At 42.1% G+C, this 14,554-nt stretch carries 11 protein-coding genes; 6 read left to right on the plus strand and 5 right to left on the minus strand.

Annotated features, from left to right (window positions below):
* Positions 1 to 163: 163 nt before the first annotated feature.
* The 4 genes from PH210_RS29135 (at position 164) to ebgA (ending at position 6,345) form a co-directional block, all read left to right on the plus strand.
* Positions 164 to 1,459 (plus strand): ABC transporter substrate-binding protein, encoded by a 1,296-nt coding sequence (locus tag PH210_RS29135; protein WP_289990175.1) that lies wholly within the window; start codon positions 164 to 166, stop codon positions 1,457 to 1,459.
* Between the two features lie 140 nt (positions 1,460 to 1,599).
* Complete coding sequence (locus PH210_RS29140) at positions 1,600 to 2,457, plus strand: carbohydrate ABC transporter permease (RefSeq protein ID WP_289990213.1); 858 nt, start codon at positions 1,600 to 1,602, stop codon at positions 2,455 to 2,457.
* Positions 2,454 to 3,272, plus strand: a complete 819-nt coding sequence (locus PH210_RS29145) for a carbohydrate ABC transporter permease (RefSeq protein ID WP_289990177.1) — start codon at positions 2,454 to 2,456, stop codon at positions 3,270 to 3,272. Before PH210_RS29140 ends, PH210_RS29145 begins: the two co-directional genes overlap by 4 nt.
* Before the next feature lie 19 nt (positions 3,273 to 3,291).
* Positions 3,292 to 6,345, plus strand: a complete 3,054-nt coding sequence (gene ebgA, locus PH210_RS29150) for a beta-galactosidase subunit alpha (protein ID WP_289990180.1) — start codon at positions 3,292 to 3,294, stop codon at positions 6,343 to 6,345.
* Positions 6,346 to 6,424: 79 nt separating this feature from the next.
* Here ebgA and PH210_RS29155 read toward each other — a convergent pair whose 3' ends face one another.
* The 4 genes from PH210_RS29155 to PH210_RS29170 form a co-directional block, all read right to left on the minus strand.
* Complete coding sequence (locus tag PH210_RS29155; RefSeq protein ID WP_289990182.1) at positions 6,425 to 7,570, minus strand: glycosyltransferase family 4 protein; 1,146 nt, start codon at positions 7,568 to 7,570, stop codon at positions 6,425 to 6,427.
* A gap of 23 nt (positions 7,571 to 7,593) precedes the next feature.
* Entirely contained in the window at positions 7,594 to 8,124 is a 531-nt protein-coding gene (locus PH210_RS29160; protein ID WP_289990184.1) for a phosphatase PAP2 family protein, read from the minus strand.
* A gap of 12 nt (positions 8,125 to 8,136) precedes the next feature.
* Positions 8,137 to 9,480 carry a UDP-glucose dehydrogenase family protein gene (locus PH210_RS29165; RefSeq protein ID WP_289990185.1) on the minus strand — a complete coding sequence of 448 codons (1,344 nt, stop codon included), beginning with the start codon at positions 9,478 to 9,480 and terminating at the stop codon, positions 8,137 to 8,139.
* A 268-nt stretch (positions 9,481 to 9,748) separates the two neighbouring features.
* Positions 9,749 to 11,224, minus strand: a complete 1,476-nt coding sequence (locus tag PH210_RS29170; protein ID WP_289990186.1) for a M20 family peptidase — start codon at positions 11,222 to 11,224, stop codon at positions 9,749 to 9,751.
* A gap of 411 nt (positions 11,225 to 11,635) precedes the next feature.
* Here PH210_RS29170 and PH210_RS29175 point away from each other — a divergent pair, with 411 nt between their 5' ends.
* Complete coding sequence (locus tag PH210_RS29175; RefSeq protein ID WP_289990187.1) at positions 11,636 to 12,481, plus strand: VOC family protein; 846 nt, start codon at positions 11,636 to 11,638, stop codon at positions 12,479 to 12,481.
* A 20-nt stretch (positions 12,482 to 12,501) separates the two neighbouring features.
* Complete coding sequence (locus PH210_RS29180; RefSeq protein ID WP_289990189.1) at positions 12,502 to 13,578, plus strand: LLM class flavin-dependent oxidoreductase; 1,077 nt, start codon at positions 12,502 to 12,504, stop codon at positions 13,576 to 13,578.
* Between the two features lie 42 nt (positions 13,579 to 13,620).
* Here the strand turns inward: PH210_RS29180 and PH210_RS29185 are convergent, their stop codons facing one another.
* A complete protein-coding gene (locus tag PH210_RS29185; RefSeq protein ID WP_289990191.1) occupies positions 13,621 to 14,412 on the minus strand; it encodes a Cof-type HAD-IIB family hydrolase in 792 nt (263 codons plus the stop codon).
* Between the last annotated feature and the right edge of the window lie 142 nt (positions 14,413 to 14,554).

Here is a 14,554-nt window from a genome sequence, read left to right on the forward strand (position 1 = left end):
TCTTAGAGTTGGTCAAAAGTAGATCAAAACCTGATGTAGAGTGGGGGCCTTGAAAGTTTCGTTCATATCAGGAGGCTCCCCGGCACGCCCGCGGAAAGCGAAGTGCCTGGAGCGCAAATCAACAACTAAGTTTAATAGAGCCTAGAAAATAGGGGGCTATAAAATGAAAAAGTACATGTCGATGATGCTTGTCTTGCTGTTGTTATTGTTATCCGCCTGCTCCAATAAAACAGCAGGTAATGAAGGGAAATCAGGGGATTCAAAAAATCCAGCTGGAACTATTACAGTATGGGGCTGGGACGTTGCGGCAGCAACGATGAAAGCAGCGGTAAAGGACTTTCAGAAAAAATATCCGGACGTAAAAGTTAAGGTGGAGGATTTTAATAGCTCTGACCTTTATGACAAGTTAACGGTTGGCCTTGCGGCACGAGGCTCCGGACTTCCAGATGTGGTGTTGATGGAGGATGAACGAATCCCAGGCTACCTGCACCAGTTTCCTGAAGGATTTTTAAAATTAAACAAGCTTGGGTATGACAAATACAAGGATTCATTCAATCCAGCAAAAGTAGCGGCTGTTCAGAATAAAGAGGGAGATTTCATTGCCGCTCCATGGGATATTGGGCCGGCAGGTGTGTTTTACCGTGTAGACTACTTTGAAAAGGCCCATGTGGACCCTAATTCCATTCAAACTTGGGATGATTACATTGAAGCAGGTAAGAAAATTAAAGCCGCAACAGGTGCTCAGATGCTTCCGATTGATATCCCGAATTATGACGGTGTTTTCCAAATGATGATGCAGCAGCAAGGGCTCTCGTATTTTGATAAGGACGGGAAAATTACCCTCGGGTCCAAGGAAGCCATCAGGGCAATGGAGGTCATCAAAAAGCTTCATGATGCGGATCTAATCCTGAATAATAAAGGCTGGGATGGGATTGTGACCGCCACTGTAAATGGAAGTGTCGCCACTGTTCCTTATGGTGTTTGGTATGCGGGTTCGATTATGGACCAGGCTCCAGATTTAAAGGGGAAATGGGATGTATTCTATTTACCAAGCTTTGAAAAGGGCGGCACGAGGTTTGCAAACGTCGGCGGTTCGTCCTTGTTGGTTCCTTCAACAAGCAAAAATCAATCTGCAGCCTATGCATTCGTCGAATTTTTTACGACCGATCAAACATCACAATTGTTAGGTTTTGAAAAATATGGACTTTTTCCATCCTTGAAGGAGACCTATAGTGCACCACAATTTACAGCCAATAGCGAGTACTTTCATAATAGCCCGATTTTCAAAAAATTTGCCGATATTGTCGATCAGATACCAAAAATCAATGTAAATGAACACCTAGCAAAAGCAAGTGCCCTAACAAGTAATGCCCAGGCAGCTATTTTACTTGAAAATAAATCGGTAGAGTCTGGTTTAAAGGATGCACAAAAACAATTAGAAAATGAAGTCAAAAAATAATTTTAAGGAGAGCTGAGAGGCGGTGTTCCCACTCCTCTCAGCTCTCTCATTTTACCTAAGTTAGGGAGGTGGCTCGTTTGGATCAAACAGAAAAGGTGGTAAATACCACAGCAAACCTTCGAGTCAAAACGAGAAAAAATGTGTTAACTCCAAAAAATGCTCCCTATTTCTTTATCGGGCCGGCATTTCTATTAATTTTAATATTTACTGTCTATCCGGTTATCTCTTCATTTATTTTAAGCTTTCAAGAGGTTCGTGGCGTCCAGAAATCATTTGTGGGATTTGCTAATTATTCTCGCTTATTTCAGGATCCCATATTCTATAAATCTCTATTAAATACCTTTCAGATTTTGATTGTCCAAGTCCCAATCATGCTCTTTTTCTCATTATTAATCGCGGTGGGGCTCCATTCCTCGATGTTAAGAGGCAAGGCTTTTTTTCGAATCTCTTATTTCATGCCTGCGATTACAGCGCTTGCAGCAGCCTCGATTGTCTTTATGATTCTATTAGATGAGCATTTCGGGCTGGTTAACTATTTATTATCATTCCTAGGACTGGATGCGATTTCTTGGTTAAACACTCCATTTTGGGCAAAGGTCTCAGTTATTCTCGTCATGACCTGGAGATGGACCGGATATAACATGGTGATTTTTTTAGCGGGCTTGCAAAATATCCCGGCTGATTTATATGAGGCAGCGAGTATGGATGGGGCAGGAAAAGTGAAGCAATTTTTCATGATTACGATTCCGCAATTGAAGCCGGTGTTTATTTTTACCGTTGTGATGTCCACCATTGGAACGCTGCAGCTATTTGATGAACCGTTTATTTTGACCAATGGCGGTCCAAATGCCGCTACGATGACGATTACGCTCTATCTATATGAAACAGGCTTTAAGTTTTTTGATTTTGGCTATGCGTCTGCGATTGCCTATGTTCTTGTTATCATTACGGCCATCGTTTCCTGGATTCAAATGAAGCTGGTAGGTGATGAGGAATGATCACTTCTCGAAAAATAGGGATCTATAGTTTATTGATTGCGGGGGTTATCTTATCGATTGGACCTTTCTATTGGATGCTGGTCGGTTCAACTTTACCGTCAGGTGATATTTTTCATCTGCCGCCTAAGCTTCTGCCAGGTGATTACTTGGCGAAAAATTATCAATCCCTGAATGAGTCATTAGGGATTGGTAAGATTTTCTGGAATTCCTTATTTATTGCCCTTGTTTATACATTTGTCAGCACGTTAATTAGCGCGATGGCTGGCTATGCTTTTGCCAAATTTCAATTTAAGGGGAAGAAGGTATTCTTTTTCATTATTCTATGTACGTTAATGATTCCTTCCCAGGTAACGTTAATCCCATTGTTTGAAATGATGGTCTCCTTTAATTGGCTGAATACGTATCAAGCAATTATTTTGCCGACGCTTGCTTCCCCCTTTGCAATTTATTTAATGAGGCAAAATATGAAGGCTGTTCCAGACTCGATTATTGAGGCCTCGAGAGTGGATGGGGCAGGGGAAATGCGAATTTTCTTTACAGTTATTCTCCCAGTAACAAGGCCAGCGCTCGCAGCCGTTTCTATTTTTCTGTTTATGTCCCAGTGGAATAGCTTGCTTTGGCCGCTTATTACGATGAATTCAAAAGAAATGTTTACACTGCCTGTCGCGTTATCGAGCCTAATTGGAATGGCGCGGATTGATTATGGGCAGCTCATGCTTGGAACCACTTTATCGACAATCCCGATCATGATCTTTTTCTTACTCTTGCAAAGGCATTTTATCTCCGGGATTTTAGGTGGATCGGTAAAAGAATAACTATCAAGGTGTGATACTTATGAAAAAAGTAAAAAGATGGGAAGATATTCAAACAGACGGGATTAACCGTTTGAGCGCCCGCGCTCATTATGTAAGTTATCCAACTCGCTCAGCAGCGGAAACGGGTGATGCAAGACAAAGCCACTATTATCAAAATTTAAATGGTACCTGGAAGTTTCTTTTCCTAGAAGCGCCGGAATATGGGCCGGATGGCTTTTATCGAGATGATTTGGACCTTAAGGAATGGGATGATATTATCGTTCCTGGAAACTGGCAGCTGCAGGGGTACGGAAACATGCATTATTCAGATTTGTGGTATAACTTTCCGATTATCCCGCCACGTGTTCCTACTGATAATCCGACAGGGATATACCGGCGTGAATTTATGTTGGACCGCAGCTTTTGCACAGAGCAATTGATCCTTCGCTTTAATGGCGTTGATTCTGCCTACGAATTGTATGTCAACGGAGTATTCGCCGGCTACAGTAAAGGTGCACGGATTCAATCTGAATTTGATATTTCTGAATTATGCCGTGAAGGCGTGAACTCCTTGACTGTAAGGGTATTCCAGTGGTCAGATGGGACGTATTTAGAGGACCAGGATATGTGGTGGTTAAGTGGGATTTTCAGGGATGTTGAATTGTACTCTAGACCAATTATCGGACTCTATGACTATACTGTAAAAACTGAGTTTGATCGGGAATGGGTGGATGCAACACTATCCGTGTCCGTTCAATTGACTGAACTGCGGGAGCAAACCATTGTTTATGAATTAATTGACCCGGAAGGAAATCAAGTTTTTATAGAGGAAAAAAAGACGGATGAAGCTTTAAGGGAAAATATTACTGCACCATTAAAGTGGAGTGCGGAGCAGCCTGTGCTCTATCATCTTTATATGACAGTCAAGGCAGATGGAGAAATAATAGAAGTGGTTCACCAGCCTGTAGGATTCCGCTCGGTTGTGATGGCCGGGGATACATTCCTCGTCAATGGGGTGGCGATCAAGTTAAAGGGGGTAAACCGCCATGACTATAATCCCAAGACAGGGCGTGTGGTGACGATAGAGGAGATTGAGCGGGACATCAAGACGATGAAGCAGAACAATATTAATGCCATCCGTACAGCTCACTACCCAAATGCCTCTTATCTTTATGACCTTTGCGATTTTTATGGCATGTATGTCATTGATGAAACGGATCTAGAATGCCACGGCTTTGAACTGACTGGAAAATATGATTGGATCAGCGATGACCCCGCTTGGGAAACGGCTTATGTTTCAAGGCTTGAAAGGATGATTGCACGTGATAAAAACCATCCATGTATTATAATGTGGTCACTTGGTAATGAATCCTCATTTGGCTGTAACTTCCGTACGATGGCCAAACGGGCGAAGGAAATGGATCCGACCCGGCTTGTCCATTATGAAGGAGATTTTGAGGCAGAAGTGACCGATGTTTACGGCACGATGTATACGTGGCTTGAGCCTTTTAAGAAAAGGCTGACAATGGATCAGGTGATTGAAAAATCACCGAAACCGCATATTCTCTGTGAGTACGCCCATGCGATGGGGAATGGACCTGGCAATCTTAAAGAATATCAGGATTTATTTTATAAATATGATAAACTGCAGGGCGGATTTATTTGGGAATGGTTTGATCACGGAATTGAAACCGTGGCGGAGGATGGTTCGGTTTACTATAGGTATGGCGGAGATTTTGGTGATGATCCGACGAATAGCAACTTTTGTATTGATGGGTTGATTATGCCTGATGGAACGCCGTCACCAAGTTTATTTGAATATAAAAAGGTGATCGAGCCAGTTCAAACGGAATGTATCGATATAGAAAATAGCGTGTTCCGTCTAATTAATCGATATGATTTTCTTTCATTAGATTATTTGGAATTAACCTGTTCACTGTATGAGGATGATAAGTTATTAGAAAGCTATCTAGTAGAGCTTCCGAGGCTGGCTGGGCGTGAAACAGCAGAGATTCAGCTGAATGCAGGAAAGAGTATCGAGAAAATCAACGGTGCCCATTATTATTTAGTATTTTCATATAAACTAAAACAGGATACACCATGGGCAGCGAAGGGCCACGAATTAGCAAATGCCTCCTTCGTGCTCCCAGGGAAAGCGAAAATGCCTAAAGTGCATTTAAATGGAGATCTTCAGGTTATAAGGAAAGGCGCTTTTCTAAATGTCAGCGGTTCCGACTTTACGGTAACATTTGATTGTGTCAAAGGAACCTTGAAACAAGTGATCCGTAATGGTGTGGTTGAGATTGAAAAGGGACCACAGTTTAATTTTTGGCGGGCGCCAATTGATAATGATATGTATCTTCTAGATGATTATCGCCAGAAATATTTTATGCATTTAGGCCATGAAATTGTTGAGGATATCCAATATGAATTGAAAGACGGAGTGTTTGAGTGGCATACGGATGCCCTTTACGGTACTACAAACAGCTCTTGGTATTATCAAATTCAATATCATTACAGTATTTATCCTGACGGCGATATTGTTTGCCGTATTAATGGGGCTGCATCTGGTCTGAAGGAAAATGCTCCGGTTATGATCCCGCGTTTAGGGGTAAACATGCATCTAAATCGAGATTTTGTTGAAACACAATGGCGCGGCAGAGGTCCGGGTGAGAGTTATCCGGATTCAAAGGAGGCAAACCATTTAGGGGTTTTCAGTTCATCTGTCGATGGGTTGTTCACTAATTATGTAAAGCCGCAAGAAAATGGCAACCGTTCAGATTGCGACTGGGTAAGCTTTACCGATCAAGACAATAACGGACTTATCTTTATCTCAGATGAAACGTTCAACTTTAGTGCTTCCTATTTTGAAATTGATGACCTTGAGAAAGCAAAGCACACGATCGATTTGAAACCTAGAGATTATCTTGTTTTAAATCTGGACTACAAACAAAATGGACTCGGCAGCAACTCCTGCGGCCAAAACCAACTAGAAAAATACCGCTGCAAATTCGAAGACTTCAGCCTTGCATTCAGGATTTCCCACTTCAACAGTGAAAAAGGAACCGCTATAGAACTAGGGCGCGAATATTGATAGAATGATAGGATTTCAATGGTGTGCACCACTAGTGGACATTTGTCCACTAGTGGTGCCTGACACCATTACTCACTTTTTAGGCATATTTTTGTTGGTTATGTTCGTTGAGTGTTTTGGTGTAGTGGATGGTTAGGTTTTCGAATATTTGATCCCAGCTTTGTTTTAGAGCGTAGTTTCTTCCTCTAATTCCCATTTGTTTCCTTAGCTCGTTATTTATTAATAGATGGATTATGGATTTTTTGAATTCCTCCACATTCCCCACGGGGCATAGATGGCCTGTAACCCTAGTTTGAATAATGTTCTTCACACCCCCAGCATTCGCCCCAATTACGGGGGTTCCACTTGCGAGCGCTTCTAGAACAACATTCCCGAAGGTTTCCGTAGGGGAGGGAAATACAAATAAATCGGAAGCTGCGTAGACCTCGGCTAAACGACTTCCGCTTAGGTATCCCGTAAACGTCATGTTGGAGGATGTTTGACGGGCCTCCATTTCCTCGCGTAACGGACCATCCCCGACAATTAGCCAATGTATTTTTTCATTTATATCTTCTGGAAGGGAATTTGCAATAGCAAGTAGTGTTTCGATATCTTTCTCAGGGGCTAATCTGCCAACAAAAGTCAGCAGGTATTTTTGACCCAGGCCGTAACGCTCATGAACCGCCGTTTTATTATAATGAGGATGGAAAAGCTGGCAATCCACGCCGCGAGGCCATATTTCTAAGTTTGAAAATCCACGGTGCCTAAGCAGCCTTAATGTTTCACTAGAGGGAACGAAAAGCTTTTCGCATGATTGATGAAACCAATGCATATATTTCCAGACGATTGCGGTTAGAAATTGCAGGTCATAGTATTTCAAATAATCATCGAAATTGGTGTGATAGGAACCAACGAGGGGGATGTTTAATTTTTTTGCATAATAGACTCCACAGAGCCCGGTACTAAAAGGAGTCGCCACATGAATTAAATCTGGCGAAAAACGTTGTAATTCAGATTTGAGGGAAAATGGATTTGGCAAAGCGAAACGGCATTCAGGATAAAGGAAAAAAGAGAGGCTTCTTAAGTGATGTATATTGTTAGAGACCAACTCCCTGCCGTTTGAATCAGGTGCAAAGATTTTAAAAGTAATCCCCTTCGTTTCAAAGTAATCCGTCAGCCGCTTAAGCGTCCTGGCAACCCCGTTAACATCGGGATAAAAGGTATCAGTGAAAATAGCAATCTTCATAAAATCCCTCCTCACCGAATCTTTCAGAACCATAATAAACAGAAGCATAAAATTCCCGTGCCGATTCCAAGAATCCCGCCTGCAAGAACATCAGAAGGATAGTGAAGACCTAAATAAATTCTTGAAATTCCAACACACAGCCCTAGAGGAATGAGGAAAAAAGAAAGCTGCGGCAGGAATAATATATACGGGGTTACAACGGAAAAAAATGCCGTTGTATGTCCTGAAGGGAAAGAATGATCCTGTAATGGATTGGCTGGGAACTTTGTTTTTTCTATTATCAAATAAGGTCTTTTTCTTGGCAGCAACCGCTTAGCAATCTGTACAGGAATATGGCTGGCCGATAAAGCGAGAGCGCTGGCAATGGCAATCAATCTAGTTTCCCCTCTTGAGATGAAAAGGAGAACGAAGGCTGCAGCGATGGTAATGTCTGCTCCGCCAAAATGTGTGACTACACGGAAAAATAGATTTAACAGCTTTTTATCAAAATGTCGATTCACCGTTTGAAACACACGGCAGTCGAAGCCATAAAACACATTGATCCATCTCATCATCGCCAATTCCCCTTATAAATTAATAATACGTAACTCATCTTTTGGTTTATCTCTATAAACATCAGGTCTTCCAATCGAAAGATACGTTATCGGATACTTTTGTATTTCCTCAAGTGAGTAGCAATTTCTCCCATCAATAACAATAGGTTCTTTCATATAAGTTTGAAACATATTCAGCCGTACATGCTTTATTTGTTCCCACTCAGTCAGAATCATAGCAATGTCGGCTTCATAAAGAGCGTAGTGAATATTGTATGCATATTCGACGCTATCCCCTAAAACCTTTTTAGCATTCGGGATTGCAATCGGGTCATATGCTCTAACATTAGCGCCCTCCTCAAGGAGTTCTTTAATAATTTTCAACGAAGCAGCCTCCCGAACATCATCGGTATCAGGTTTAAAGGCTAAACCTAGCACAGCTACTTTTTTATTTTTTAACGAGCCAAGGATTTCCTTCGCTTTTATAACCGGAAGGGTTTGCTGACGGTTATTTACTTTTATGACAGCCTCGAGCAATTCGAATTGGTGCTTAGCATTTCCCGCAAGCTGCACAAGTGCTTTCGTATCTTTCGGAAAACAAGAGCCCCCATACCCAATGCCGGCCTTAAGAAAATCATGGCCGATCCGTTTATCTTGACCAATTCCAAATGCGACTTCTTCGATATTGGCGCCCACTTTTTCGCATAGATTAGCAATTTCGTTGATAAAGCTTATTTTTGCAGCTAAAAAGGCATTAGAGGCGTACTTAATCATTTCTGCACTTCGAATATCCGTTTTCATTATGGGAATCTTCAATGGCAGATAAATTTGCTCCATAATCGATGCAGCATCAGGATCATCAGCGCCAATCACGATCCGGTCTCCTTGAAAAAAATCAAGGACAGCAGATCCCTCGCGGAGAAACTCAGGACTTGAGACCACCTCAGCTTTAATAGCAGAAGACTTGCGGCTATGAATAATTTGTTTAATTAACTCATTTGTTCCAACCGGGACTGTGCTTTTTGTACAGACAATTACATCCTTATTGATATAATGAGCAATCGTATGGGAAACCACATGAATGTATTTTAGATCTACTGAACCATCCTGCTGTTCAGGAGTGCCGACCGCAATGAAAATGATATCAGCTCCTGAATAGGCCTGCTCGGGGTTCATGGTAAATTGCAGCTGCCCGTTAAGCAGATTTTTTTCAATGAGTGACTCCAGTCCAGGCTCATAAATCGGAGAACGGCCGTTTTGAAGCATGTCAATTTTGTCTTTTTCAATGTCTATGCATGTTACGTTATGTCCAATATCTGCTAAACCTGCACTTGTGACAAGTCCTACATATCCTGCTCCAGCAACGGTAATCTTCATCCAATCCCTCCAATGAGTTTGTTAATACCATTTTATTAGTTAATGATGGATTTTTTCTTAACCTAGTGTTAAGAGAGTGTAAAGACTATGTATAGAAGGACGGATCAAAGTGTTTTGTTCGATTTTTATGAAGAAATGAAGAGCTGAGTCTGCTATAAGGGCGATAAAGGACATAGGACCCCAAAAAGGGAAGAACCTAGTCTGCAATAAAAGCAATAGAGGACACGGCCAGCTGTAAACAAAAGCCTCGTGTCCTCCATATCAAAAATTACTCTACAGATTTTCCTTTATTACCTTCCCTAATCACTTCCACATAAAACTTAATCGCGTTGATGTAATTTTCAATAGAAACATGCTCGTTCGTACCATGCATCCGGTTCAGGTCCTCGGAGGTAATTTGCACAGGGAGGAACCGGTAGGTATTTTTGGCGACAGGATCATATTGCCGCGCATCAGAGCCGGCAAACATTAAATAGGGTGCAATAACAGCATCACGATAAACATTTCTAGCCGCCTGCTGAATCGACTTGAATTGCCAGCTGTTAACAGAGGATACCTTTGAGGCTTCGCTCCCAGTCACTGTCACCTTTATATCATCATCTTCAATTGTGTCTTCAATGAATCGTTTTACTTCGTTCAAGGAATCCCCAGGCATTATCCGTAGATTAATAATCGCAGAGGCTTTCTCAGGCAAAGCGTTGTACTGCTCGCCAGCTTGAAAAATCGTGGGCGCGATCGTAGTCCGAATTAATGCGGCAGATGCAGGCTGTCCTAGTAAAATTTTTTCAATAACTGGCTTAAAAATCGCCTTGTTAGCAAACACATACTTCATTCCGAAGCTCATTTCAGGAGCAACGAATTCAAACATGTCTTCCCCAGGACCTCTAAGGTCGCCTTTAAACTGGGTATCCTCTAATTTAGCAATTGCACTGGCTATTCTTCCAATATTGGTGTGATCCTTTGGCTGGGAGGAATGACCGCCGCTGCCTTCAATCGATAATTCGGCCGTTGCCGATCCCTTTTCAGAAATACCGACCACACCAACTGGCTGAGTCACGCCTGGCACCATTTTTTCAACAATTGCTCCGCCTTCGTCTAAAACATATTCAAACGTAATTCCTCTAGCCTTAAGAGCATCGACGATTTTGCTTGCCCCCTCGTCACCGCCGATTTCTTCGTCGAAGCCAAACATAAAATACATATCCCGGTCGGGCTCATAGCCTTCTTTTAATAGATAATCAACAGCTTGCAGAATGCCGGTGACGCCAATTTTGTCATCTAAGGTTCCCCGCCCCCAAATTCGCCCGTCAACAACTGCACCGCTGAAGGGATCCTGCTTCCAATTGGCTTCCGTTCCTTTTAATACAGGGACAACATCATAATGGCTTGTCAGGCCGATTGGGTTTTTACTGGCATCGGAACCTTTCCATTTATAAACTAGGGCATAGCCATTTACTTTTTCAAACGAAAGCTTCTGATGAACCTCTGGAAAACTTTCTTGTAAAAAAGTAATAAACCTATCAAACTCCTTAAAATCAAATTTACTTCGGTCTTGATAAGAAACGGTTTTAAATGTGATCGCTTTGGATAAATGCTGAACTGCTTCATCTTGGTTTATTGTCATTTTTGCAGGATGTGGCGAAGGTTGTTTCGATCTTACAGTGAAAGTGTTGAAACCGGTTACAATTAAGAATAATAAAATAAGACCACTAAGTATAAAGAAAGCCAGTTTTCTTTTTGTCAATATCATACCCCCATATTTTCTCTATATTTTATATTACTATATTTTTAGAATAGTAGGAATTTTATTAAAAGGCTCTGTTAAATGATAATGTTGTTTTTTATACTCTGTTGATTGGAGCGGAAGGTGCTCGACTCCTGCGGGAGTACGGGGCTGGGGAGACCCCACAGGCGCAAAGCGCCGAGGAGGCTCCCCGGCACGCCCGCGGAAAGCGAGCGCCTGGAGCGGAAATCAACAATCAAATATAACAGAGTCTATTTAAAACTAAAAATAAATCTCGAATTAAAAATATTTGAATTTAAAATAAATCGGAGATATAATTTTAGATGTAATAATAACTAAGACTGAATGAATGATGTAAGAAAAGAAAAAATAACCATATGAAAAAAGAACATAGGAAGAGGTGTGACGATTATGGAGAAATTCCATCAATCACCAAATATATATGTGGGCGAGGTCAATATTAAGGTGAAAAACTTAGATTACTCGCTAAACTTTTACCAAAATATCATCGGTTTACAAGTACTGGAGAAAACGGAGCGGAAAGCAGTCCTAACAACTGACGGGAAAACACCGTTATTGACGCTTGAACAGCCTGCAGATGTCATTCCAAAAGCAGGACACACTGCAGGGCTGTATCATTTTGCCATTTTGCTGCCAACCCGTGCGGATTTATCTGTTTTCTTACGGCACCTGCTCCAAACCGGCTACCCATTAGGAGCAGCTGATCATTATGTGAGTGAAGCCTTGTACTTGAATGATCCAGACGGAAATGGGATCGAGGTCTACCGCGACCGTCCTTCAGCAGAGTGGACCTGGAACAACGGATTGGTCTCAATGGCTACTGAAGAACTTGACGGGCAGGGAATCCTTGCCGAAAGCAATGCTGAATGGAAGGGCCTGCCGGCTGGAACGCTGATGGGGCATATTCACTTGCACGTAGGTGATTTGCAAAAGGCAGAAGAGTTCTATACAAAAGGCCTTGGATTTAAAGTTGTTAGCTACTATCCACAAGCTGCGTTCCTTTCTACGGGCGGCTACCATCATCATATAGCCATCAATACGTGGCAGGGTACAGGTGTAGAGGCCCCGCCTAAAAACAGTGTTGGTTTAAATTGGTACACACTTGTTTTTCCGAACGAATATACTAGAGAGGGCATCATAAACCAATTGAAGCATATAGGTGCCCCAATTACCAAAGAAGCCGACTATTATATAACAAGTGATCCATCCGGAAACCAAATTCGATTAGTGATTTAACATACTTTGGGGGATAACAAATGTTGGACGTAAAGCAACAGGACGAACATTCTGGAATGGAATTTGGCATTTATACATTAGCTGACTTAGGTCCTGACCCACATACAGGTAAAACAATCAGCGCCCAAAAGCGTCTCGAAGAAATCATCGAAGCAGCAAAAATCGCTGATCAGGCAGGTCTCGACTTATTCGGTGTTGGTGAACATCACCGGTTAGACTATGCAGTATCAGCACCGCCTGTGGTCTTGTCTGCGATTTCTCAAGTTACAAAAAGAATTAGACTGATAAGTACGACAACAGTATTAAGTACTGTAGATCCTGTTCGTTTATTCGAAGATTTTGCAACACTCGATCTCTTGTCTAATGGGCGGGCAGAAATTATGGCCGGGCGTGGGGCTTTTATTGAGTCCTTCCCGCTTTTCGGATATGACCTTGAAAATTATGATGATTTATTTGAAGAAAACATTAAGTTGTTTCAAGAGTTGAGCGCAAACGAAAGGGTTACATGGAAAGGACGTTTTCGGTCACCATTGTATAATGCCGAAATTGCCCCCCGGCCAGCTCAAAAAAATATCCCATTATGGGTTGGGGTTGGCGGGACTCCTGAAAGTGCTGCAAGGGCTGGAAGATTGGGAACAGGCTTAGCATTAGCAATCCTCGGTGGTGATCCAATTCGGTTTAAGCCTTTAGTCGATGCATACCGGCAGGCCGCAGGTGAAGCAGGTCATGCTCCTGAAGTGTTAAAGGTTGGTGTGACAGGTCATACCTATATAGCGGAAACAACTCAAAAGGCGAAAGAAGAATTTTTTCCTTATTACGCTAACTATTGGGAATACTTCAATTTTCAAATGGGCCGGGACGCCAGCATGTCGAGAGCGGATTTTGAACAGTTGGCCAGTCCCGAAACCGCGTTGTTTGTGGGAAGTCCACAGCAAATTATTGAAAAAGTCCTCAGACAATATGAGTTATTTGGACATAAACGGTTTATCGCCCAAATGGATATTGGCGGTCTTCCTTTTGAGAAAGTGGCAAAAGGCATCGAGCTTTTAGCCACAAAAGTAATGCCAGTCGTGCGCCGGGAAATTGGAGCAAAATAATGAAAAGGGTACCTGCTTGGACCGTGGGTACCCTTTTCATAATTATAAAACAAGATTTCTCTCTAATAATCCAACCTGAATCAGACCATTAAGAATGCCGTTATTCGAGGAGGAAGTGGTGATGATATCGGCGGCAGCCTTAGCTTCAGGTACAGCGTTTCCCATGGCGATTCCCGTTCCGGCCTCCGTCAGCATTTCCAAATCGTTCAACCCATCCCCAAAGGCAAAACTGTCTTCAATCTTCATATCCAATACTTCCAGCATTTTTCGGATGCCAACTGCTTTTGATGCACCTTTAGGAAGAATATCGTAAGCACAATCATGCCATTTCACAAAACTAAGATCAGGGAAGTGATCGGCATACATTTTCTCATCCTTACTTTCGCAGTATAGATGTCCTTGATAAATGGATGAATGTTTATAGAAATCGGGGTTTACCTCAGGATAGGACATCATTAAGGCATCAAAACCAGACTCGATAAACGGATGATTTTTAACACTTGCTTTGAAATCGTTATGGCTGCAGTAGGCCAATGCATGACCGTTGCTTTCAGTCATTTTCGATAGTGATTGCAGCCTTTCCGAATCAATTGGGTTTGCGTAAATTTCTTTCCCTTCAAAGACTACATATTGTCCATTCATAGATACGTAGGAATCAATATTTAATTCCTTTTGAATCCAATAAAACATCTTTGGCACACGCCCAGTAGCAATAACGGTGTGAATTCCTTTTTCCTGGAGCAAGCGGACTGCTTTCTTTGTGGTATCGGGAATGGTTTTTTCTTCGGTTAATAATGTTCCATCGATATCAAAAAACACAATTGGTTTTTGCATTTCATACACCTCCGTGGAAAATGCAACACCCGCCGTTACGCTCAGAGAATCCTGATCACGCCGGCTTGGTGTTGCATGGCTTACAATTAGAGAATAATTTATGAAACGCGTTTCAGGTCAAGCGTTTTTTGAGGAAAAAAAG

The sequence above is a fragment of the Paenibacillus sp. BSR1-1 genome, assembly GCF_030403775.1.
GTDB lineage: Bacteria > Bacillota > Bacilli > Bacillales > Cytobacillaceae > Neobacillus.

Excerpts from the sequence above, each read along its gene's own strand:
- PH210_RS29135 (WP_289990175.1), top strand. The coding sequence starts at position 164 with ATGAAAAAGTACATGTCGATGATGCTTGTCTTGCTGTTGTTATTGTTA.
- PH210_RS29145 (WP_289990177.1), top strand. The coding sequence starts at position 2,454 with ATGATCACTTCTCGAAAAATAGGGATCTATAGTTTATTGATTGCGGGG.
- ebgA (WP_289990180.1), top strand. The coding sequence starts at position 3,292 with ATGAAAAAAGTAAAAAGATGGGAAGATATTCAAACAGACGGGATTAAC.
- PH210_RS29155 (WP_289990182.1), bottom strand. The coding sequence starts at position 7,570 with ATGAAGATTGCTATTTTCACTGATACCTTTTATCCCGATGTTAACGGG.
- PH210_RS29160 (WP_289990184.1), bottom strand. The coding sequence starts at position 8,124 with ATGATGAGATGGATCAATGTGTTTTATGGCTTCGACTGCCGTGTGTTT.
- PH210_RS29165 (WP_289990185.1), bottom strand. The coding sequence starts at position 9,480 with ATGAAGATTACCGTTGCTGGAGCAGGATATGTAGGACTTGTCACAAGT.
- PH210_RS29175 (WP_289990187.1), top strand. The coding sequence starts at position 11,636 with ATGGAGAAATTCCATCAATCACCAAATATATATGTGGGCGAGGTCAAT.
- PH210_RS29180 (WP_289990189.1), top strand. The coding sequence starts at position 12,502 with ATGTTGGACGTAAAGCAACAGGACGAACATTCTGGAATGGAATTTGGC.
- PH210_RS29185 (WP_289990191.1), bottom strand. The coding sequence starts at position 14,412 with ATGCAAAAACCAATTGTGTTTTTTGATATCGATGGAACATTATTAACC.